Source organism: Rhodococcus sp. NPDC079359, assembly GCF_040702585.1.
Taxonomy (GTDB): domain Bacteria; phylum Actinomycetota; class Actinomycetes; order Mycobacteriales; family Mycobacteriaceae; genus Rhodococcoides.
Window position 1 is genome coordinate 235,333 of sequence record NZ_JBFBLH010000002.1, and the last position, 20,261, is coordinate 255,593.

17 protein-coding genes are annotated in these 20,261 nt (G+C 65.8%); 7 read left to right on the top strand and 10 right to left on the bottom strand.

The features are described 5' to 3' along the window. Positions 1 to 63: 63 nt before the first annotated feature. From AB0362_RS05785 to rsgA, 3 genes are all read left to right on the top strand, one after another. Positions 64 to 243, top strand: coding sequence for a hypothetical protein (locus AB0362_RS05785; RefSeq protein WP_068055931.1), 180 nt, complete (start codon positions 64 to 66; stop codon positions 241 to 243). Between the two features lie 51 nt (positions 244 to 294). After that, the gene (locus tag AB0362_RS05790) at positions 295 to 1,743 is read left to right on the top strand and encodes a trehalose-6-phosphate synthase (protein WP_094686889.1); all 1,449 of its coding nucleotides are present in this window, start codon (positions 295 to 297) and stop codon (positions 1,741 to 1,743) included. 141 nt (positions 1,744 to 1,884) lie between these two features. Then, a complete protein-coding gene (gene rsgA, locus AB0362_RS05795) occupies positions 1,885 to 2,895 on the top strand; it encodes a ribosome small subunit-dependent GTPase A (RefSeq protein WP_366235130.1) in 1,011 nt (336 codons plus the stop codon). A 1-nt stretch (position 2,896) separates the two neighbouring features. On the opposite strand, the gene AB0362_RS05800 is transcribed toward rsgA, so the two are convergent. Beyond that, positions 2,897 to 3,127: a hypothetical protein gene (locus AB0362_RS05800; protein ID WP_317547932.1), complete on the bottom strand. Its 231-nt coding sequence runs from the start codon at positions 3,125 to 3,127 to the stop codon at positions 2,897 to 2,899. A 140-nt stretch (positions 3,128 to 3,267) separates the two neighbouring features. On the opposite strand from AB0362_RS05800, the gene AB0362_RS05805 reads away from it, so the two are divergent. Together AB0362_RS05805 and AB0362_RS05810 are read left to right on the top strand one after the other, a co-directional pair. Continuing rightward, entirely contained in the window at positions 3,268 to 4,683 is a 1,416-nt protein-coding gene (locus AB0362_RS05805; protein ID WP_317547931.1) for an MFS transporter, read from the top strand. Continuing rightward, the gene (locus AB0362_RS05810; protein ID WP_366235131.1) at positions 4,680 to 5,084 is read left to right on the top strand and encodes a MarR family transcriptional regulator; all 405 of its coding nucleotides are present in this window, start codon (positions 4,680 to 4,682) and stop codon (positions 5,082 to 5,084) included. Before AB0362_RS05805 ends, AB0362_RS05810 begins: the two co-directional genes overlap by 4 nt. 17 nt (positions 5,085 to 5,101) lie before the next feature. Here the strand turns inward: AB0362_RS05810 and AB0362_RS05815 are convergent, their stop codons facing one another. The 6 genes from AB0362_RS05815 to AB0362_RS05840 all read right to left on the bottom strand — a co-directional run bounded on the left by AB0362_RS05815 (position 5,102) and on the right by AB0362_RS05840 (position 11,224). Beyond that, positions 5,102 to 5,848 carry an FAD-binding oxidoreductase gene (locus AB0362_RS05815; protein WP_094686892.1) on the bottom strand — a complete coding sequence of 249 codons (747 nt, stop codon included), beginning with the start codon at positions 5,846 to 5,848 and terminating at the stop codon, positions 5,102 to 5,104. A 447-nt stretch (positions 5,849 to 6,295) separates the two neighbouring features. Then, positions 6,296 to 6,712: a helix-turn-helix transcriptional regulator gene (locus AB0362_RS05820; RefSeq protein WP_366235132.1), complete on the bottom strand. Its 417-nt coding sequence runs from the start codon at positions 6,710 to 6,712 to the stop codon at positions 6,296 to 6,298. After that, the gene (dnaJ, locus tag AB0362_RS05825) at positions 6,712 to 7,884 is read right to left on the bottom strand and encodes a molecular chaperone DnaJ (RefSeq protein WP_068055903.1); all 1,173 of its coding nucleotides are present in this window, start codon (positions 7,882 to 7,884) and stop codon (positions 6,712 to 6,714) included. The genes AB0362_RS05820 and dnaJ overlap by 1 nt, the downstream gene beginning before the upstream one ends. 29 nt (positions 7,885 to 7,913) lie before the next feature. Next, positions 7,914 to 8,546 (bottom strand): nucleotide exchange factor GrpE, encoded by a 633-nt coding sequence (gene grpE, locus AB0362_RS05830; RefSeq protein ID WP_283347409.1) that lies wholly within the window; start codon positions 8,544 to 8,546, stop codon positions 7,914 to 7,916. Beyond that, positions 8,543 to 10,387 carry a molecular chaperone DnaK gene (gene dnaK, locus AB0362_RS05835; protein WP_269594981.1) on the bottom strand — a complete coding sequence of 615 codons (1,845 nt, stop codon included), beginning with the start codon at positions 10,385 to 10,387 and terminating at the stop codon, positions 8,543 to 8,545. The genes grpE and dnaK overlap by 4 nt, the downstream gene beginning before the upstream one ends. A 336-nt stretch (positions 10,388 to 10,723) precedes the next feature. Further along, positions 10,724 to 11,224 carry a Pro-kumamolisin, activation domain family protein gene (locus tag AB0362_RS05840; RefSeq protein WP_366235133.1) on the bottom strand — a complete coding sequence of 167 codons (501 nt, stop codon included), beginning with the start codon at positions 11,222 to 11,224 and terminating at the stop codon, positions 10,724 to 10,726. A 297-nt stretch (positions 11,225 to 11,521) separates the two neighbouring features. Here AB0362_RS05840 and treS point away from each other — a divergent pair, with 297 nt between their 5' ends. Then, a complete protein-coding gene (gene treS, locus AB0362_RS05845; protein WP_283347411.1) occupies positions 11,522 to 13,702 on the top strand; it encodes a maltose alpha-D-glucosyltransferase in 2,181 nt (726 codons plus the stop codon). A 39-nt stretch (positions 13,703 to 13,741) separates the two neighbouring features. Beyond that, positions 13,742 to 14,302 (top strand): hypothetical protein, encoded by a 561-nt coding sequence (locus tag AB0362_RS05850; RefSeq protein WP_366235134.1) that lies wholly within the window; start codon positions 13,742 to 13,744, stop codon positions 14,300 to 14,302. Here AB0362_RS05850 and AB0362_RS05855 read toward each other — a convergent pair. From AB0362_RS05855 to AB0362_RS05865, 3 genes are all read right to left on the bottom strand, one after another. Then, positions 14,291 to 15,751: a dynamin family protein gene (locus AB0362_RS05855; protein ID WP_300523479.1), complete on the bottom strand. Its 1,461-nt coding sequence runs from the start codon at positions 15,749 to 15,751 to the stop codon at positions 14,291 to 14,293. The genes AB0362_RS05850 and AB0362_RS05855 overlap by 12 nt on opposite strands. Next, positions 15,748 to 17,556: a dynamin family protein gene (locus AB0362_RS05860; protein ID WP_094640824.1), complete on the bottom strand. Its 1,809-nt coding sequence runs from the start codon at positions 17,554 to 17,556 to the stop codon at positions 15,748 to 15,750. Before AB0362_RS05860 ends, AB0362_RS05855 begins: the two co-directional genes overlap by 4 nt. Positions 17,557 to 17,721: 165 nt before the next feature. Further along, positions 17,722 to 20,169 (bottom strand): IniB N-terminal domain-containing protein, encoded by a 2,448-nt coding sequence (locus AB0362_RS05865; protein ID WP_366235135.1) that lies wholly within the window; start codon positions 20,167 to 20,169, stop codon positions 17,722 to 17,724. Between the last annotated feature and the right edge of the window lie 92 nt (positions 20,170 to 20,261).

Consider the following 20,261-nt stretch of genomic DNA (forward strand, 5'->3'; position numbering starts at 1 on the left):
CATTTACATAGAGTCGGGACCAACGAACACCGTGTAAGCCCAGCAGAGAATACGGAGAACACCATGCCTGCCAAGACTTCGACCGACAACGACATCGCCGACGAAGACATCGTCCCACTCGAGTACGAGACGGCCAGCCAGGCTCAGCGCGTCGTCGCCGCCTACGCAACCGATGCCGACGAATGCCGCATGTTGCTGTCGATGTTGGGTATAGATCCTGTTGTGAAGGGCGAGAGCGAGTAGCACCTTCGCAGGACTGGCTCCCCCAGAGATCTACAAGCGGATTGGACAGTTGTGGCTGACGCCTCGCAGGGTTCGGATTTTGTCGTCGTAGCCAACCGGTTGCCGGTCGATCTGGAAAAGCTTCCGGACGGAAGCACACGATGGAAGCGAAGCCCAGGCGGGTTGGTCACCGCTCTCGAACCGATCCTGCGCGCCAACAAGGGTGCCTGGGTGGGGTGGGTGGGGGTCTCGGACGTCGACGTCGAGCCGTTCGTCGAGGACGGCCTGCAACTGCGTCCGGTCACGATCAGCGAGAAGGAGTACACCCAGTACTACGAGGGCTTCTCCAACGCGACGCTGTGGCCGCTCTATCACGACGTGATCGTCAAGCCGGAGTACGACCGCGACTGGTGGAACGCCTACGTCGAGGTCAACCGCCGCTTCGCCGAGAAGACCTCCGAGGCTGCAGCACAGGGCGCGACGGTCTGGATCCAGGACTACCAGCTCCAGCTCGTCCCGAAGATGCTGCGGATGCTGCGCCCCGACCTGACCATCGGGTTCTTCCTGCACATCCCGTTCCCGCCGATCGAGCTGTTCATGCAGATGCCGTGGCGCACCGAGATCGTCGAAGGGCTGCTCGGTGCCGACCTCATCGGTTTCCACCTGTCTGGTGGCGCGCAGAACTTCCTCTACCTTGCCCGACGCCTCGCCGGGGGAACCACGTCCCGCGGCACCGTGGGAGTGCGGTCCAAGTTGGGCGTCGTGCAGGTCGGCTTCCGAACCGTGCGAGTCGGCGCGTTCCCGATCTCCATCGATTCCGGTGATCTCGACACCAAGTCTCGCTCCAAGGCCGTCCGTGATCGCGCGAAGCAACTGCGCAAGGATCTCGGCAACCCGAAGCGCATCATGCTCGGCGTCGATCGACTCGATTACACCAAGGGAATCGACGTTCGGCTCAACGCGTTCCGCGAATTGCTCGAAGAGGGCCGCGTCGATCCCGCCGAGAACGTCATCGTGCAGTTGGCGACACCAAGCCGTGAACGCGTCGAGAGCTACGTCGCCATGCGCGGCGAAATCGAGCAGCAAGTGGGCCGAATCAACGGCGAGTACGGCCAGGTGGGCCACCCCGTGGTGCACTATCTGCACCGGCCGATCCCCCGCGACGATCTGCTGGCCTACTTCGTCGCCGCCGACGTCATGCTGGTCACGCCGCTGCGTGACGGCATGAACCTCGTCGCCAAGGAGTACGTCGCCTGCCGCAGCGATCTCGGTGGCGCGCTGGTGCTCAGCGAATTCACCGGTGCCGCAGCAGAACTGCGCCAGGCGTACCTGTGCAACCCACACGACCTGGACAGCGTGAAGGACGCCATCATCGGCGCACTGGAGCAGGAACCCGAGGCAGGCAAACGCCACATGCGGGCCATGCGCAGGCAAGTGCTCGCGCACGACGTCGATCGCTGGGCCCGCTCCTTCCTGACCGCACTCGCAGCGCCGGCGGAGGGCACCAACCTCAGCCGATAAATCGCTTTCCCGACACCGTCGACGGCTGCTACTTTGCCGTCGACGGTTTTTTCGTGCATCGAGACAGTGAGGAGGTGGCATCGTGGCCACCCGGACATCGACGGACCCGAACCCCCGTTCCTCCTCCCCCAAGGACCTCGCATGTCTTCACTCGACCACTACGGCCTCGATCAGCACTGGCTGACCGAATTCGAAAAGCTCTCCCAGGAAACAACTCTCGCCCGCGTCGTTCGCGTCGACCGAGGTGAATTCGACGCCGTCACCGACAGCGGCATCGTCCGCTGCACCGGCACCGGTATCTGCACCGGGGATTGGGTGACACTGGACTCGTTCAGGCTCGTTGCCACCCTCCCTCGCCGCACAGCCATCGAACGCGCCTCCGCCGGATCCACCTCCGACACACAGGTTCTCGGAGCCAACGTCGACACCGTCGTCGTCACGGTGGCGTCGGACACGGCCCTGGACCTCGGCCGCGTCGAGCGCTACATCACCCTCACCTGGGGCAGCGGCGCCGTTCCCGTGGTCGCGATCACCAAGACCGACAGCGGTAGCGTCGCCGAGGAGTTGGTGCTGGCCGCCGCGCCGGGCGTTGAGGTGTGCACCACCAGCGCGGTCGACTGCAGCGGAATCGCCTCACTGACAGCATATCTGCGCGGAACGGTCGCCTTGATCGGGCCGTCGGGATCCGGAAAGTCGACGCTCGGTAACGCTCTGTTGGGTGGTTCGGTTCTGGAAACCGGTGCCACCCGGTCGGCCGACGGCAAAGGCAGGCACACGACGGTGCATCGGGAATTGGTGCCGATCCCGTCCTCTGCCCTGGTGCTGCTGGACACCCCGGGCTTGCGTTCGGTGGGCGTCCAAGGGTCGGAAGACGCTGTGGCGAGCGCCTTCTCCGACATCGAAGAACTGGCCGCGTCGTGTCGATTCGGTGACTGCGCGCACGAACACGAACCCGGCTGCGCGGTGCTTGCCGCCGTCGACGCAGGTGAGCTCACCGAACGACGACTGGGCAACTACCGAAAACTGTTGCGCGAGAATGCCTGGGCCATGTCGAGGCAGGACGCCCGAGCTCGCAGCGAGAAGCTGCGGGAGTACAAGCAGATCTCGAAGTCGCTGCGCCTCAAGTACGCCGTCGACGGCAGAAAGCGGTAGATCAGCTCTCGTCGAACAGTGAGGGACTGTCGGCCTCTGCCTCGGCCTGCCGGGCCGAACCCTCACTGTTCGACGCCTTCCGCACCACCTCGACCGTGGTGGTACGTACCGACAACCGATGACCGTCGTGATGCTCGAGCAACGCCAGACCCTGACGGATCTCGAGCACCTTCCACGGGCCTGCATGCCCGGACGCCTGAACCAGGTCGCCTGGTGCGATCTCGGAAGCCACTGTTGTTCTCCATTCACCGAGCAAGTCTGTGACACACACCCTATCGGGCGCGCCCTGCCCGCATCTCACTTGCTCGTCGAACAATTTAGGAGTACTCATGTAATAGTTATATAAGTACAAGCATTATCGCGGAGGTGAACGTGGCCGAGTTGACTCGACGACACCGGTATCTCGTGCTCGGCATCTGCTGCCTGAGTCTGTTTCTCGTCAGCACCGACAACACGATCGTGAACGTCGCGCTGCCGTCGATGCGCGCAGATCTGAACGCATCGGTATCGGGTCTGCAGTGGATCATCGACGCATACACGCTGGTCGTAGCATCACTGCTGATGCTCGGCGGCTCGATGGCCGACAAGTACGGCCGCAAGCGCTTCTTCCTGATCGGCACCGGAACGTTCGTCCTCGGCTCCCTGCTGTGCAGCATCGCACCGTCGCTCGGCTGGCTCATCGCCTTCCGCATGCTGCAGGCCGTCGGCGGCTCGATGATGAATCCTGTCGCGATGTCGATCATCACCAACACCTTCACCGATCCGAAAGAACGTGCCGGAGCCATCGGAATGTGGGGTGCCGTCGTCGGAATCTCGATGTCGGCAGGCCCGGCGCTGGGCGGCATCCTCGTCACCGGTGCCGGCTGGCAGTCCATCTTCTGGATCAACGTCCCCGTCGGGATCTTCGCTTTGGCGATGACACTGAAATTCGTCCCGGAATCGAAGGCCGAGCACTCACGCAAGTTCGACCCGGCCGGCCAGTTCCTCATCTTCGCGTTCCTCGTGTCCCTGGTGTTCACCATCATCGAAGGTCCCGCGAAGGGGTGGGGATCGCCGCTGATCGTATTCACCGGCGCTGTCGCCGTCGGCTCTCTCGTCGGGCTGCTGGTGGTCGAGTCGCGAATCGAGGAACCGCTCATCCAACTGAAGTTCTTCCGGAGCGCGCCGTTCAGCGGAGCGACGGTGATCGCCGTGTGCGCATTCGCGTCCCTCGGCGGATTCCTGTTCCTCAACACCCTCTACCTGCAGGACGTACGCGGATACTCCCCACTGCACGCCGGTCTGTACACGCTGCCGATGGCGTTGATGACGCTGATCTTCGCGCCGATCTCCGGCCGCATCGTCGGCACCCTGGGCGCGCGCATTCCGCTGCTCGTCGCGGGAATCGGCTTCGTCACCTCGGCGCTGATGCTCACCCGCCTGACTCCGACGACGTCGTTCGCGTGGCTTGCGGTGGCGTACGTGATTTTCGGAATATCCTTCGGCATGGTCAACGCCCCGATCACCAACACCGCGGTGTCCGGAATGCCGCGCAGTCAGGCCGGAGTGGCATCAGCCATCGCGTCGACGAGCAGGCAGGTGGGTCAATCGCTCGGCGTGGCCGTCGTCGGATCCATCGTCACGGCGAGCATCGTCGGCGAGATCTCCGACGGCTTCACCGCCGCAGCAGTTCCGGCGTGGTTCGTCATCGCGGGCGCGGGCGTGGTCGTCACCGTGCTCGCAGTGGTCACCACCGGCAGGTGGGCCCGCTCGACCGCCGACCGAATCGACCAACCGGTGCTCGTATGACCGACTCGGAGGCAGCCCTCGTCTGGCGCGAGATGCGCGCGCTGATGCTCGAGAAGCACGACACCCGCCGAGCCGTCGCCGACGCCACCGGGATGAGCTTCCTGCGAGCCAAGCTGCTCACCAAGTTGCTCACGGGCGATCGGACGGTGACCGAGTTGGCCGAGATTCTTGCGTCCGATGCGCCGTACATATCCCTCAACGTTCGCGAGCTGGAGAAACGCGACTTGGTGATGCGCACCGAGGATCCCGACGATCGCCGACGCCGCATCATCGGACTCACCGATGCCGGACGCCGGCTCGCCGCGAAGGCCCGAGCGATCGCCGACGCCCCGCCGCCGGAATTCACGACGGTATCCGACGAAGACCTGGCGCATCTGCGACGGATACTGCAGCTGCCCTGATTGCTGGGCTTCCCGCTTCAGCGGCGGATGGCGTCGAGTGGTGTGCCGATCTCGACGAGCGCGCGCACGGTCGCCGCTTCCATTCCCGGCGAGCCACAGACCAGGATCTGGCGATCCGGGAACGGCCCCTGCGTGGCGACGACGTCGGCCACACTGCCCTCCCAGCAATGCTCGGGCTCGAAGAACTTTGCGCTGGAACCGATCTCGGCATGGATGCGGTCGTTCCATCGATCCGACGCCCACGGCTCGTGCAGTTGGTCGACGACGGGTACCACCGTCAACCACCGCAACTCCGCCGCCATCAACCACAGCATGTCGCCGGCGTACAGATCACGTGGCGACTTGCCGCCGACGAACAGCGTCACGTTCGGCGGCTGTTGGCGGCGAGTGAGGTCGAGCAGAATCGCGCGCAACGGAGCGAGGCCGGTGCCGCCCGCGATCATCACGACGTCGCGCCCCGAATCGTCGACATGCAGACTGCCCTGCGGATCGCTGATCTGCCACACATGACCGGGCCGCGTCTCGTTGACGATCGAACCGCTCACCCAACCGGCCGGAACGGCTCGAACGTGGAATTCCAGTTTCCCGTCTCGCGAAGGCGGCAGAGCGGGTGAATATCGCCGCGTCAGAGCAGCGTTCTGGGGAACCGTGACCGACACCGACTGGCCTGCCTGAAACGGCACAGCATCGCCCTCGAGTCTGATCACCGCAAGATCGTTCCGAAGGCGATGATACTGAACAACCGTCGAACTCCACGCCTGCATGTGAACCAGGATAGGGGCCGACGCGGAATGCCTCGCACACGCGCGCGGGGTTCGATGCCGTCGCCCCGGTCGAGGCCTGTCGAGGTGCGCCCCCGCCCCGGTCGCCCCCGCCGACGCCCCCGGCCGACGCCGCAAAAGCGCGCGCGTTTGCCGAACGCGTGCGGAATAGTGACCGATCGCTGGCGAATTCGCGCGCACCTGGCGAACGCGCACGCGTGTGCGAGGACGTGTGCAGCAGAGACCCGGGTTCAACACCCGCCGATCAACCCGACCTCAGCTGCCCAGCAGCCGCCATGGTCCCCGACGACGCCCCCGGTCGAGTCGGCAAAAGCGCGCGCGTTTGCCGAACGCGCGCGGAATAGCGACCGATCGCCGGCGAATCCGCGCGCACCTGACGAACGCGCGCGCGTTTGCGAACAGTGAAGGGCGAAGGGCGCACCCTCGAATTCAGCGCTGGTGGCGCGGTTTCCAGACCACCAGGGCATTGCGTTGAATCGGCACCAGGTCACGGCGATAACTGGCGTGCACGTTGGCCAGATCCTGAGCCAGCTCGGAGACCCGGGCCTGCAGTGCCTCGACCTGGTTGGTCAGTTCGATGATGCGCTTGATGCCGGCGAGGTTGACGCCCTCGTCCTGCGAGAGTCGCTGCACTTCGCGAAGCAGTGCGACGTCACGCGGCGAGTAGCGTCGACCGCCGCCGGTGGTGCGATGCGGGGTGACGAGCCCGAGCCGGTCGTACGTACGCAGCGTCTGCGCGTGCATACCTGCCAACTGTGCCGCGACGGAGATCACGAAGACCTGGGCGTCGGGATCAGCTTGCCCGCCAACAGCTTTCGTGGATCCGCCCTCGGGAGGGACCGACATCACACACCTGCCCACCCGGCCCGCGGGTCGAATCCGCTGGCCTTCTCGGCTTCCAGATAGTTCTTCAGAGCGTCGGTAGCAGCATCGTCCAGTTTTTGCGGGACGGCAACTTTGACGGTCACCATCAGGTCGCCGGTGCCGGACTTCTTCGGGATACCGCGGCCACGCACACGTAGCACTCGGCCGTCGACGGTGCCCGGTGGCACCTTCACTCCGACGCGCCCCTCGAGGGTGGGCACCGACAGCGTGGTGCCGAGCACCAGTTCTCCGTAGCTCACCGGAACGGTCACCGTCAGGTCGTCGCCTGTTCGGCCGAACACCTTGTCGGGCTTGACCCGAACGGTCACGAACAGGTCGCCGGACGGCGCTCCGCGCAAGCCGGCTTCGCCCTGACCGGCGAGCCGAACCTTCTGGCCGTCGCTGATGCCGGCCGGGACGCGCACGGTGATGGTGCGGGTGCGGTTCTGCACTCCGGTACCGCGGCAGTCGACGCACGGGTCGTCGATGATGGATCCGGTACCGCGGCAGTCGTCGCACGGCTCACTGAAGCCGAACGCGCCTTGGTTTCTGTTGACGACGCCTTGGCCGTTGCATTTGGGGCACACCCGCGGGCTGGTTCCGGGCTTTGCGCCGCTGCCGTGACAGGTGGTGCACGAGGACGGGCTGGTCAACCGCAGGGGAACCGTAACGCCCTGTGCCGCTTCACGGAACTGCAGCGAGGTCTCGGTTTCGACGTCACTGCCGCGTCGGGGTCGATTGTTCTGAGGCCGCTGCTGCGCACCGCGGTTGAACAGGCCACCGAACAGGTCGCCGATTCCGCCGTCGCCGCCGCCCTGGCCGAAGATGTCGCCGACGTCGAAGGTCTGCCCACCGCCGCCGAATCCGCCTGCGCCGGGCGAGAATCCACCTCCGCCACGGTTACCGAAACCACCGGAGGCGAACAGCTTTCGTGCCTCGTCGTATTCCTTGCGCTTGGCCGGGTCGGCGAGGACGGCATGCGCCTCACTGACCGCCTTGAACTTGTTCTCGGCCGAGGCGTTGCCGGGGTTGGCGTCGGGATGGTTGTCCCGGGCCAACTTTCGGTACGCCTTCTTGATCTCTTCTGCAGTCGCGCTGGAGGAAACGCCCAGCTCCTTGTAGAAGTCCTTCTCGATCCACTCCCGCTGGCTCACCGGGCGTTTCCTCCTCTCGCGCTATTTCTCTACTGCTCGTCGGACGCGGGTGCATCCGATTCTTGTGTTGCACTGTCCACGACGCCGACCATCGCGGTCCGCAGGACGCGCTCGCCGAGCTTGTAGCCCGGACGCATCAGCGTTCCGACGACCGGACTGCTGCCGTCGCCCTCGTGGGAGACAGCCTCGTGGATGGCCGGGTCGAAGGCGTCGCCCTCGGCTCCGAAAGTGGTCAGGCCGATGTTCGAGAACACCCCTGCCAACTTGTCTGCCACTGCCTTGAGCGGTCCGGTTTCGAGGTCGCCGTGCTGGCGGGCTCGCTCGAGGTCGTCCAGAACCGGAAGAAGCTGCGAGACGACGGACGCCTTCGCGTTCTCCGCTCCGGTCTGCTTCTCACGATCGGTGCGACGCCGGTAGTTGGCGTACTCCGCCGAGACGCGCTGCAGATCTGCGGTGAGCTCTGCAACCTGCGTGTCACGCGGGTCTTCCACTACGTCGCCGTCGACGGTCCCTTCGTCCACCGAGTCGGGCTGGGGCGCAGCCCCGGTGCCCACGAGGGGCTCCGGAACTGCGTCACCTTCCCGTACTTCACCGGTCTCGGGATCGATCTTTCGCTTGTCCACGAAAGTGACCGGTTCCTGCTCGGTGTTGTCCGACGTCACTTCTTGTCCGTGTCGTCGGCGGGCTCGTCGACAACCTCTGCGTCGACGACACCGTCGTCAGCGGCCTGCGCGCCACCCTCTGCGCCGCCCTGCTCCTTGGCCTGAGCCTCGTAGATGGCGGTGCCGAGAGCCTGCGACTCGGTCGAGAGCTTCTCCACGGCGGTCTTGACTGCCGAGATGTCGCTGCCCGCGAGAGCCGACTTGGCGTCGGCGATGGCGGTTTCGACGCGTCCCTTGAGCTCGGCGTCGACCTTGTCCTCGTTGTCCTTGACGAACTTCTCCGTCTGGTGGACGAGGGACTCGGCCTGGTTGCGGACCTCGGCCTCTTCGCGACGAGCCTTGTCCTCGTCTGCGTGAGCTTCCGCGTCGGCGACCATGCGGTCGATCTCTTCCTTGGACAGACCGGAGCCGTCCTGGATCTTGATCGTGTTCTCCTTGCCGGTGCCCTTGTCCTTGGCCGTGACGTGCACGATGCCGTTGGCGTCGATGTCGAAGGTGACCTCGATCTGCGGGACGCCGCGAGGAGCCGGGGGCAGCTCGGTCAGCTCGAAGGAGCCGAGGAGCTTGTTGTGCGAGGCGATCTCGCGCTCACCCTGGAAGACCTGGATCTGCACCGAAGGCTGATTGTCGTCAGCGGTGGTGAAGGTCTCGGACCGCTTCGTCGGGATGGTGGTGTTGCGCTCGATGAGCTTGGTCATCACGCCACCCTTGGTCTCGATGCCGAGGGACAGCGGCGTGACGTCGAGGAGCAGAACGTCCTTGACCTCACCCTTGAGCACACCGGCCTGCAGTGCAGCGCCGACGGCCACGACCTCGTCCGGGTTGACGCCCTTGTTGGGCTCGCGTCCACCGGAGAGCTCCTTGACCAGCTCGGAGACTGCGGGCATACGCGTCGAACCACCGACGAGCACGACGTGGTCGATGTCCTTGACGGCGATGCCGGAGTCCTTGACCACTGCCTGGAACGGCGCACGAGTGCGATCGAGCAGGTCGGAGGTGATCTTCTGGAACTCCGAGCGGCTGAGCTGCTCGTCGAGGAACAGCGGGTTCTTGTCGCCGTCGACCGTGATGTACGGGAGGTTGATCGAGGTGCTCTGCCCGGAGGACAGTTCGATCTTCGCCTTCTCGGCAGCCTCACGCAGACGCTGCAGCGCCATCTTGTCCTTGGTCAGATCGATGCCGTTCTGAGCCTTGAACTTGTCGACGAGCCAGGTCACGATGCGCTCGTCCCAGTCGTCGCCACCGAGGTGGTTGTCGCCGGACGTCGCGCGGACCTCGACGACGCCGTCGCCGATTTCCAGCAGCGAGACGTCGAACGTGCCGCCACCGAGGTCGAACACGAGAATTGTCTGCTCGCTGTCGCCCTTGTCCAGGCCGTATGCGAGAGCGGCCGCGGTGGGCTCGTTGACGATGCGCAGGACGTTGAGGCCGGCGATCTGGCCGGCTTCCTTCGTGGCCTGGCGCTGTGCGTCCTCGAAGTACGCGGGAACGGTGATGACCGCGTCGGTGATTTCCTCACCCAGGTAGGCCTCGGCGTCGCGCTTGAGCTTCTGCAGCGTGCGCGCGGAGATCTCCTGCGGGGTGTACTTCTTGCCGTCGATCTCCACGGTCCAGTCCGTGCCGACGTGGCGCTTCACGGAGCGAATCGTGCGGTCGACGTTGGTGACCGCCTGGTTCTTCGCGGGCTGGCCGACCAGCACTTCACCGTTCTTGGCGAAAGCGACGATCGACGGGGTGGTGCGTGATCCCTCGGAGTTGGCGACGACAACCGGTTCGCCGCCCTCGAGGACGGACACGACCGAGTTGGTGGTCCCGAGGTCGATACCGACCGCACGAGCCATAATGTTTCCTCCTGTTATTGCTGGGGTTCAGTCCCTGGGTGAGCGAACTCCGCTCAAGTTTGCACAACGCGATCTTTCGCGTCAACTTCCAACTTGAGCCTCATCCACTCAAGGCTGCTGACCTGCACAACGGAGGGTGTGGCGAATTTGTTCCCCGGGGAGCGGCTGCGCCGCATGTGAGCGAAAACTCGACCCCTGCTACGAGGGCAGGAGTGGAGCCTGCGGAACGACCCGATGAGGTCTCCGCGCACGTGGGGCGAAGCCCCTCCACAGCAGTACGCCGCGACGATCACGGGGATCGTCGCGGCGCAGCGGGGAGAAAGTGTTGCGGGGGAGTTACTCGGAAGGCTCTTCGACCGGGGCGGGGATGCAGCTGTGGGTGAGCAGTCCACCGGTGATGTTGTCGAGGAAGTTCGCGTCGAGTGCGCTGGCGAAGGCTGCGGCACCGGCGGGGCGGGCCATCCATTCACGATCGACCGACGGCACGGTGTACGTGGCGGCTTCGCCTGCCTTGATGGTCGTCTCGGTGTTCTGACCCTGCACGCCCGGCAGTGCGCCGTAGTTGACGTTGACGTTCGACGCGTCGTCCGCACCGACGTTGTCCACCTTGACCTGAAGTGCGACGACGCCGCCCTCGGGTGCGTCCTCGACCGTGATGTCGCAGACGGCGGCCATGGTCACCACGAGGTCGGGGCTTTCGAGAACCACCGAGCCGAGCGGGCCGACGGGTTCGGGGGCAGGTTCGGCCGATGCGGCCGGTGCGAGGGCAACCGCACCGATGGCGGCGGCCAGAGCGGCCGTCGAGGCCAGGATCGATGTGCGGGCAAGACGTCGCATGAACAACTCCTGTAGCTGAAGGGGATGTGACTCATGAGTCTGATGTGACAGATGGGTCAGTTGGTACTCAACTCACTATGTCCTATCGGAATCCGACATTCCACACCAGGCGGTCTCGATTCGATGACGTTCGCATATCGAAGGAAAACGCCCCTGACGAATCACATCGATGTAGTTCGGAGTACGTTTCACCGGTCGGTGAGCCAGGTTTCACCGGTCGCCGATCAGGGGAACCACAACCCTGCGGATCGGCCGCGCCCTACGTAGGGTTGAGGAAAAGCGAGGCTACGGAGGCACATGGATCCCGAAGTGCAGCACGAACCGAGCGAGATCACCTACGACGAGAAGTTCTATCCGGCTCGGCCGAAACCACTTCGACCTTCGGTGCGTCGCGCCAACAGGAGCAGCAGCCCCACACCCGACAGCGAGCCGGTGGCGTCGAACCCCGAGTACGTGGACTGGCTCACCGAACAGTCGATGCTGCGCGACGCCAAGCTCATTGCCGAGCAACTCTCGGGCAAGGGCAGCATGTGGCAGAACCCGTACGCCGACCCCGATCCTCGCGCCGCCGTCGAGCGCGCACCGGTGTGGTTCACCGCGTATCCCATCTCGGTGATCAACGCCCCGCAGACGAGCTTCCTCAGCACACTCGGCGACGAGAAGCTGTGGCAGGCCTTTTCCGAAATCGGTGTCACCGCAGTGCATACCGGCCCGGTGAAGGTGGCTGGCGGCATTCACGGCTGGCGTCCCACCCCGTCGGTCGACGGTCACTTCGACCGCATCGGCATGCAGATCGACCCCGCGTTCGGATCGGAAGAAGAGTTCCGACGCCTCTGCGTAGTGGCGTCGGCGTACGACGGCATCGTGATCGATGACATCGTGCCCGGCCACACCGGCAAGGGTGCGGACTTCCGGCTCGCCGAGATGGCCGTGGCCGACTACCCCGGCATCTACCACATGGTCGAGATCGAACCGCAGGACTGGCATCTGCTGCCCCGAGTGCGGGCCGGAGCCGATTCGCAGAACATCGACGCCGAGGCCGAGGCCAATCTCGCCCGCGCCGGATACATCATCGGCCAGCTGCAGCGCGTGATCTTCTACGAGCTCGGCGTGAAGGAAACCAACTGGAGCGCAACACCTCCCGTCGTCGGCATCGACGGCGTCGAGCGTCGCTGGGTGTACCTGCACTACTTCAAGGCCGGTCAGCCGTCGATCAACTGGCTCGACCCTTCTTTCGCCGGCATGCGACTGGTGATCGGTGACGCGTGCCATTCCATCGCCGATTTGGGTGCAGGCGCATTGCGGTTGGACGCCAACGGGTTTCTCGGTGTGGAGCGTCGAGCCGAAGGCCCGGGCTGGTCCGAGGGCCACCCCTTGTCCGAGGCGGCGAACCACCTGATCGCCAGCGTGGTGCGCAAGATGGGTGGGTTCACCTTCCAGGAGTTGAACCTGACGATCGACGACATCAAGGCCATGGGTGAAAACGGTGCCGACCTGTCGTACGACTTCATCAATCGCCCGGCCTATCAGCACGCGCTCGTCATGGGAAACACCGAGTTCCTGAGGCTCACCATGACTCTGGCGCGCGATCACGGCGTCGACACGGCGTCTCTGGTGCACGCGTTGCAGAACCACGACGAGATGACGTTCGAGCTCATCCACTTCGCCACCCTGCACGCCGAGGACGAATTCACCTACGGCGGCGAGGCGGTCAAGGGCAGCGATCTGGGCGACCGGATCCGCGGTGAGCTGACCGATCGACTCACCGGGCGCTGGGCACCGTACAACCGGACGTTCACCACCAACGGAATCGCCTGCACCACAGCAAGTGTGATCACCGCATCGCTCGGGATCCGCGATCTGGACCGGATGGACGAGCGAGACATCGAAACGGTCAAGCGGGCCCACTTGCTGCTCGCGATGTACAACGCGTTGCAACCGGGCGTGTTCGCACTGTCAGGCTGGGATCTACTGGGCATCCTGCCGATCGACGCCGAGGAGGTCGACGACCTCATCCGCGAAGGCGACACCCGCTGGATCAACCGCGGCGCACACGATCTGATGGGGTACTTCCCCGAGGCCGTGCGCTCCGAATCCGGCATCCCCCGCGGGCGCAGCCTGTACGGCTCGCTCCCGGAGCAGCTGGCGGATCCGCAGTCGTTCGCCCGCCAGTTGGCGCGAATCATCGAGTTGCGCAAGAAGTTCGGTATCGCCACCGCCCAGCAGATCGACATCCCGACCGTCTCGCACAAGGGTCTACTGGTGATGGTGCACGAACTCGGGCAGGGAACCATCCAGGCGACGGTGCTCAACTTCTCGTCCGAGGAGATCAGCGCGACCATCCAGTCGAAGCACCTGGTGCCCGGCACCACGGCCGTCGACGTATCGGACGACAACGAGATCGCCACGGTGGACGAACTGAACAGTTTCCCGATGACGCTGCGCCCGTACGAGGGTGTGCCGGTGGTGCTGCGCTGAGACCGCAGGGCTCCCCCACCGACGGATAGACTCCTGCCCGTGGCCGAAGAACAGAACGACCCGACATCGCGGAGGCCCCTACCTCCCCGTCCGCAACCACCGCGGCCCGATATTGCCGTCGAACCGCTGCGGCCACGGCAGGAGCCGTCTCGGTCGGTCCTACCCAAGGTCGCAAGCGCGCTGTGGACGCTGACAGCGGCCCTGATTCTCACGTTGGCCGCCGCCATCGCGCTGAATTGGGAGTCCGTGCTCTCCGGCGTCGAAACTGCGGTGTCACAGCAGGATTCGACGGCAAGTGCCGCCGACGTCCGCAACACCGCCTCGGCCACGCTGCTGTCCAGTGGTGCCGCAGCCGCGGTGCTCGTGCTGCTGGGATTCGTCGCACTGAATCTACTGCGCAACGCGGCGACGTCGTCGAAGGTCCTGATGGGGGCGGTCGGAATCCTGACCATCGGAGCGGCAGTCACGTTCTCGACCTTCGTGTCCGACGCCTCCGCACTGCTCGGCGGCGTTCTGCAGTGGGGGCCGTTCGTCGTGGCGGGCACGGCTGTCGCTGCGACGATCGTGGCCCTCCTGCCCCGGGGATCCTCACGCAAGTGAGGCGAGTATTCCTTCCGCGCTGCGGGCCGCCGTGGCACACGAGGTCGAGGTGAATCGGTCCAACAGTGGATGCGAGGACAGTGCTCGCCACTTGTGTACCGCCGCCAGCGCGGTGTCTCGCTGTTGCGCGTGACCGGCATCGGGAGGCAGGTCGAGGCGTTCGGTGGCGGCGATGCCGAAGCCGCCGATGATGCGCTGCAGCTCGAGCAGTCCGCCGTCGGGCAGTTTCGGTGTGGTGGAGCGCAATCGGCCGAGCAGACGCAATTCGGCGAAGCCGTGCACATCGGCGAGCATTCGCCCGGCCTCGGTGCGAAGCGCCTGCGATTCCGGACGGAACTCCAGAATCCGTTGCAGGGCAACCAGAGCCGAGTGCAGCTTCAGCTGGTCGGCGCGTTGACCGAATTGCACGTCGATCACCGACCGAAGTTCGGTCAGCCCGCTGCGCTCGACCAGATCGGCAGCCAGCGTGGGTGAATCGCGTACCCCGAGCCTGATCAACGTCACGGCCATCCGAATACCGAACAGCCCGAAACGGTCTACGATGCTGGCTCGCAGCGCCGCGTCGACCGGTAGCGTGCTTTCTGCACGTACGAATCGATCGGCCGAGAGCATCGCCAACTGCAGATCCTCGGTCGGCACCGTGGCCAACATCTCGAATGCCGAGAACTCGTTCTGCCGCAACGTTTCCGCACCGAGCGCCAGCAGACCCGCGACCGGAACCACCGCCTGGCACAGGCCGGTGGCCTCGAGTTCGGACGCGAATCGCGCAGCGACTTCCTTGGCCGACATCATCGCGTCCATTCGCCCCGACCCCACCTCGTCGGCGCGCGAGACGACACCGATCACACCGAGCGGTCCCGAATCACCGCCCACGTGCGCACCGATCTGCCCGAGAAACGACACGTCGGTCGCATTGAGCGTGCGCAGCAGATAGACGACGGCGTCTGCACCCGAGGACGAGTTCTCGGGCGTGAGCATCGCCAACGTACGCGCCGACACGTCTCGCGAGAGCGACGAGGTACCGGGGGTGTCGATGATCGTCGTCTGCGCCAGAGCACTTGCAGGCCATTCGACGTCCAGTCGGTCGACCTGCGCGGCCGTCAACGACCCGAGATCGAAGGTCAATCGTCCGTCCCGCCGTTGCACCGGGACGTTCGCAGCCCGGTCACCGTCGTACCAGGCCGTGACGGCGGGAGCGACGCCGTTGCGGTACCACGTGACGACCTTCGTGCACTCCGTTGCGTCGGTGGGAGCAATGTCCTGTCCGACAAGAGAATTGAGCAGTGTGGACTTACCGGCCTTGAGCGATCCCGCGAGTGCCACCCGCAGCGGCTCGTCCAAGCGGTACAGGCATTCGTCGAGCATCCAGGATGCCTCGGCATCACCGGAGTACGTCGATCGCGCCGCCGAGATGAGGTCGCGTGCCCTGGCCAGAGCCGCCACGCTCATACCGCGACGTCCTTGACGAGTCCCACTGCCCGAGCATTCAGTTCGGCCACCACGCGCATGTCGTTCTCCAGCGCAGCGATGCGAGCAGCGCGGTCGGTGTTGTCGGCGGCGGCGGCTTCCTGCGCCGAGCGCAGCGACTCGTTGAGCGACCGCAGCGTCTGCTCGGCGATGGACGTGAAGTGATCACGCAGGACTCGCTGAATCTGCCGCAGCCGGTCCTTGGACTCCTTGCCCACCTGGAAGCTGACGTCGTCGGTGAAACGTCGGATCGCGATCTTGGCCTCGGAACGCCGTTGTTTGACGCGGTTCTCCTTGTCCTCCTTGTACGCCTTGGTGCCGAGCAGCACACCCGCGCCGATGGAGATCGGATTGAGCAGACTCAAACCGACGAACGTGGTGATCAGGCCGAACATCAGCACACCGCCGTAGGATCCGCGCATTCCCACCAGCACCTTCTGCGTGATTCCGATACGACCGGATTCCAGATCGGCCAGGGACGAGACGGGATCGAGGACGTTGTCCAGATCGCCGACGTCGAGATCGGGTAGTGCTGCCGCCCCGGAGGAGGCGAAGTGTTCGGCCACCAGCTCCGAAAGCCACAGTGCCCGTTCGTGAGCCCAGACGAAGTTGTCGCCCACCGACGCAGCGATCTGTTCCTCGAGCCACTCGCCGAGCTGCGGCCAATCCTTGCCCGGATCCCCCTCGTCGACGGTTTCCTCGGCTTCCCTGGTGACGCGTCGCAACCGGTCGCGCAGGTCGTGATCGATGTCGGACGCGAGATCGGCGATACCGTCCCCGAGTGTCTGCTGCCACTGCGACGAGCGCTTGTGCAGCTCCTCGGCCGCGGCCTTGGCGCGCTGCAGCCCCGCGACGGCCGCGGCAGCGCGCTCCGGATCCTTCAGTGCCGCAAGCTCACTGCCGAACGACAGCGTCAGATGCTCGGTGACCGAACGGACGTCGAGCGAGACCGACGAGCGTGCCAGCACATCCGCCCGGGCAACCACGTCGTCACGCAGGAACGCGTAGAGCTGCTGGAAGCCGGACTCGGCGTTGAGCTCCTCGTCGTTCAAACGCAGTGCGTGCGAACGCAACAGAGACGACACAGGCAGCATCTGCACGTCGATGCCGGCGCGGTCCAGGTGTCCACGATTGGCCTCGACGATCTGCCGCCAGTGCGGATAGAGATCGATCTTGGTGATCAGCACCGCCACGGCCGGGCACAGCCCCTGTACCTGACGCAGAAACGACAGTTCCGGCTCGGTGAATTCGCGGGAGGCGTCGGACACGACGAGCACCGCGTCGGACGACGGAATGAGCCCCAATGTTCCTGCAGCGTGCGGATTTCCGTGACCACCGACACCGGGGGTGTCGACCAGCACCAGACCGTCGGCGAGCAGCGGGCTCGCCACCCCGATGTCCAGACGCAACACTTCCCGGCCCTGGGCCAGCGGACTGGCCGGGGTGACCGTCGTGATCTCCTCGGGCGGAACGTCCACTCGGATCGGTTCGTTGCCGGGATCGGCGAGTACGAGCTGCGCGGAAAGGCTCTCGGCGTTGGACACCACCGTCGGGATGGCGGTGGTCTCGTCGTCTCCGACCGAGCACACCGTCAGGTTGAGCAGTGAGTTCACGAACTGGCTCTTGCCCTGCTTGAGCGGTCCGACCACGATGATGCGTCGACGTGGATCCAACACTCTCGAGCGCGCCGCCTGGACTCGATCCACCAGGTCGGATCTTCCCGCCGATGTCGCCACCGCCGCCGTACGGCTCAGTAGCTCGGCCAGCTCCGTAGATTGCCCGTCCATACGCTCGTGTTCACAACCGTTCTCGTCGACTTCCGCAGTACCAGGTCATGCCGCAGGCTCGAAAAACTCCTGCGCGCCCCGAACGAACTCTAGCGACGACTAGGCCCCGAGTGCTGGCGAACACTCGGGGCCGAGTCATGTCGTTGTCTACCCGCAGGCGAACGATCAGGGCTGCATCGGGTCGATGTCGTGATCGACGGTCACATGTCCCAGAGAGTCGGCTGCCGAATCCACCGAACCGTGCAGGCCGGACTCGCTGAACAAGCTCGACTCGGTCTCACCCTGTCCGAAGACGTCCGAGTCGACGCTCGACCAGCCGGTACCGGTCGCGGTAGCCGAGGAATCGAACGAGCTGGAGGAATCGAACGATCCCGACGCCGCCGAGGAGAGGCTGCCGCCGGCGTCTGCCAGTCCCTCGACACCCGACTGCAGGCCACCGGTGAGGCTGCCCGCGGCCTGGCCACCGATGTCGGCAGCGGAATCAAACCCGCCGCCCGCGGAAGCCGCAGCGTCCGCACCAGCATCCAAACCCGCACTCACAGTGGACGCGAAGTCGCCTCCGATCGAGGCACCGGTGTCGAGTCCCGCTCCGACGTTCGATGCGATCTCGCCGCCCACCGAGGTGCCGGCGTCGACGACTCCGCCCGCGGCACCTTCGAGGCCACCGGCAACCGAGCCTGCAGCTCCCGCGGCACCTTCGAGGCCCGCACCTGCGGATGCTGCTGCGTCGAGTCCGGTGCTGATGCCACCGGAGACGACTCCTTCGAGGCCTGCACCGGCCGAAGCCGCAGCATCCACGCCGCCGGCGACGCCGCCCGCAACTCCGCCTGCGATTCCGCCGCCGAGGCTGCCGAGTCCGGCCAGACCACCGGTCAGGCCTGCACCGGCGTCACCCACACCGGCGAGCCCACCGGCCACATCTGCACCCACGTTTCCGACGGCCGCCAGGCCACCGGCCACATCTGCACCCACGTTTCCGACGGCCGCCAGGCCACCGGTCAGATCAGCACCGACGTTTCCGAGGCCTGCGAGTCCTCCGGTGAGGCCCGCGCCAACTCCGCCGAGTCCGGCCAGGCCGCCCGACAGGTCTGCGCCCACTCCGCCGACTCCGGCGAGTGCTGCTTCGACGGTTCCCGAGAGGTCTGCTCCGGCTGCGACCGCTGTGTCGATCGCGCCGACGAGGCCTGCGCTGACATCTGCTCCGGCTCCGAGTGCGGCTCCGAGGTCGAGTGCGGCGCTGGTGTCGAGTACCGATTCGAGTGCGGTTCCGAGCTGAGCCCCGGCTGCACCGCCGACGCCGAATGCCGTACCGAGGACGCCTTCGAGTCCGCCTGCCACTCCGCCTTCGAGTCCGCCGGCCAGTCCGCCGCCGATGCCGGCTGCTGCTCCGATGGTGCCGTCGAGTGCTGCGTCGAGAGCGGCGGTGAGGCTGCCCACTGCGCTGGTGTCGAGGTCGAGTGCGGTTCCCAGTGCGCCGCCGACCACTGCGCCGACGCTGCCGCCTGCAGCAAGCAGGGCGTCGACGTCGAGGTCAGCGAGGACTCCGGCGTCGAGGACGGCTCCGAGTGCGCTACCGATCGAGCCTGCGATGGCACCGTCTGCCGCGAAGAGGCCGCCGAGGCCTGCGCCGACTCCACCGGCGATGTCGCCGACCAACGAGCCACCGGCTCCCAGTGCGCCGTCCAGTGCAGCTCCGATGTCGGTGGTCAGATCGGCTCCGATGGTTCCGAGTCCGCCGAGTGCGCCGCCGATTCCCGCGGTCAGAGCGGCACCGAGGTCACCTGCGATGTCCAGTCCGGCTCCGGCACCGAGTACCGCGTCGAAGACTCCGCCGAGAGCGGCACCGAGATCGGCTCCGACGCTTCCGCCGACTCCGAAGGCCGCACCGAGAGCGCCGGCCAGGCCGCCCTGGATGTCTGCCAGTGCGCCGAGGTCGACGGCACCGGTCGCGCCGATAGCGGCGTCGAGTGCTGCCTGCAGCTGTGCGGCGATGTCTCCACTGATCTCGCCGCCGATGCCTGCGCCTGCTCCGATCAGTCCGGTGAGTGCAGCGCCGAGCCCGACGGTTCCCCCGAGCAGACCGTCGAGGTCCAGATCCAAGCCGCCACCGAGTCCGAGGCCGCCGCCGATCCCGGCACCCGCGCCGAGCAGGGCGTCGAATGCGCCGCCGAATGCAGTGCCGAGCTCGAGACCGATCTGGCCTCCGACTGCCAATGCTGCGGCCAGTGCTGCCTGCAGGGATGCCTCGATCTCACCCGCGACGTCGATTCCGCCGGTCAGGCTGCCGCCTGCTGCGAGTCCACCGCCGGCCACTGCGCCTGCTGCGAGTCCGAGCCCGGCCGACAATCCGCCGCCGAGGCTCGCGCCGCCGGCGAGTGCGCCGTCGAGGCCTGCGGATCCGCCTGCGCCCAGGATTGCCGAGAGCTGGCTGCCTGCACCGGCGAACAGTCCCGACTCGGCGACCAGAGGTGCCACGGCGACGATGTCGGCGTGGGTGACGTCGCCGAGTCCCGCGGCGGCCAGCGTCATCTCGGGGTTGGCGCAGTAGGCGGCTGCAGCCTGGTCGTCGCGCAGCAGGCCGAGAATGAAATCGAGTACGGCGTTGGTAGCCATCGTGGGTCTCCTTGACGAGTGGTGCTTCGTGGTTGATCACAACGCTAGGCACCGAAGAGCCCCCGCCCAACGGGGCGGATCCCCCCACTCCC

Excerpts from the sequence above, each read along its gene's own strand:
- AB0362_RS05810 (WP_366235131.1), top strand. The coding sequence starts at position 4,680 with ATGACCGACTCGGAGGCAGCCCTCGTCTGGCGCGAGATGCGCGCGCTG.
- AB0362_RS05840 (WP_366235133.1), bottom strand. The coding sequence starts at position 11,224 with ATGCGACGTCTTGCCCGCACATCGATCCTGGCCTCGACGGCCGCTCTG.
- AB0362_RS05785 (WP_068055931.1), top strand. The coding sequence starts at position 64 with ATGCCTGCCAAGACTTCGACCGACAACGACATCGCCGACGAAGACATC.
- AB0362_RS05815 (WP_094686892.1), bottom strand. The coding sequence starts at position 5,848 with ATGCAGGCGTGGAGTTCGACGGTTGTTCAGTATCATCGCCTTCGGAAC.
- AB0362_RS05855 (WP_300523479.1), bottom strand. The coding sequence starts at position 15,751 with ATGAGCGTGGCGGCTCTGGCCAGGGCACGCGACCTCATCTCGGCGGCG.
- treS (WP_283347411.1), top strand. The coding sequence starts at position 11,522 with ATGGATCCCGAAGTGCAGCACGAACCGAGCGAGATCACCTACGACGAG.
- AB0362_RS05860 (WP_094640824.1), bottom strand. The coding sequence starts at position 17,556 with ATGGACGGGCAATCTACGGAGCTGGCCGAGCTACTGAGCCGTACGGCG.
- rsgA (WP_366235130.1), top strand. The coding sequence starts at position 1,885 with ATGTCTTCACTCGACCACTACGGCCTCGATCAGCACTGGCTGACCGAA.
- dnaK (WP_269594981.1), bottom strand. The coding sequence starts at position 10,387 with ATGGCTCGTGCGGTCGGTATCGACCTCGGGACCACCAACTCGGTCGTG.
- AB0362_RS05820 (WP_366235132.1), bottom strand. The coding sequence starts at position 6,712 with ATGTCGGTCCCTCCCGAGGGCGGATCCACGAAAGCTGTTGGCGGGCAA.
- AB0362_RS05865 (WP_366235135.1), bottom strand. The coding sequence starts at position 20,169 with ATGGCTACCAACGCCGTACTCGATTTCATTCTCGGCCTGCTGCGCGAC.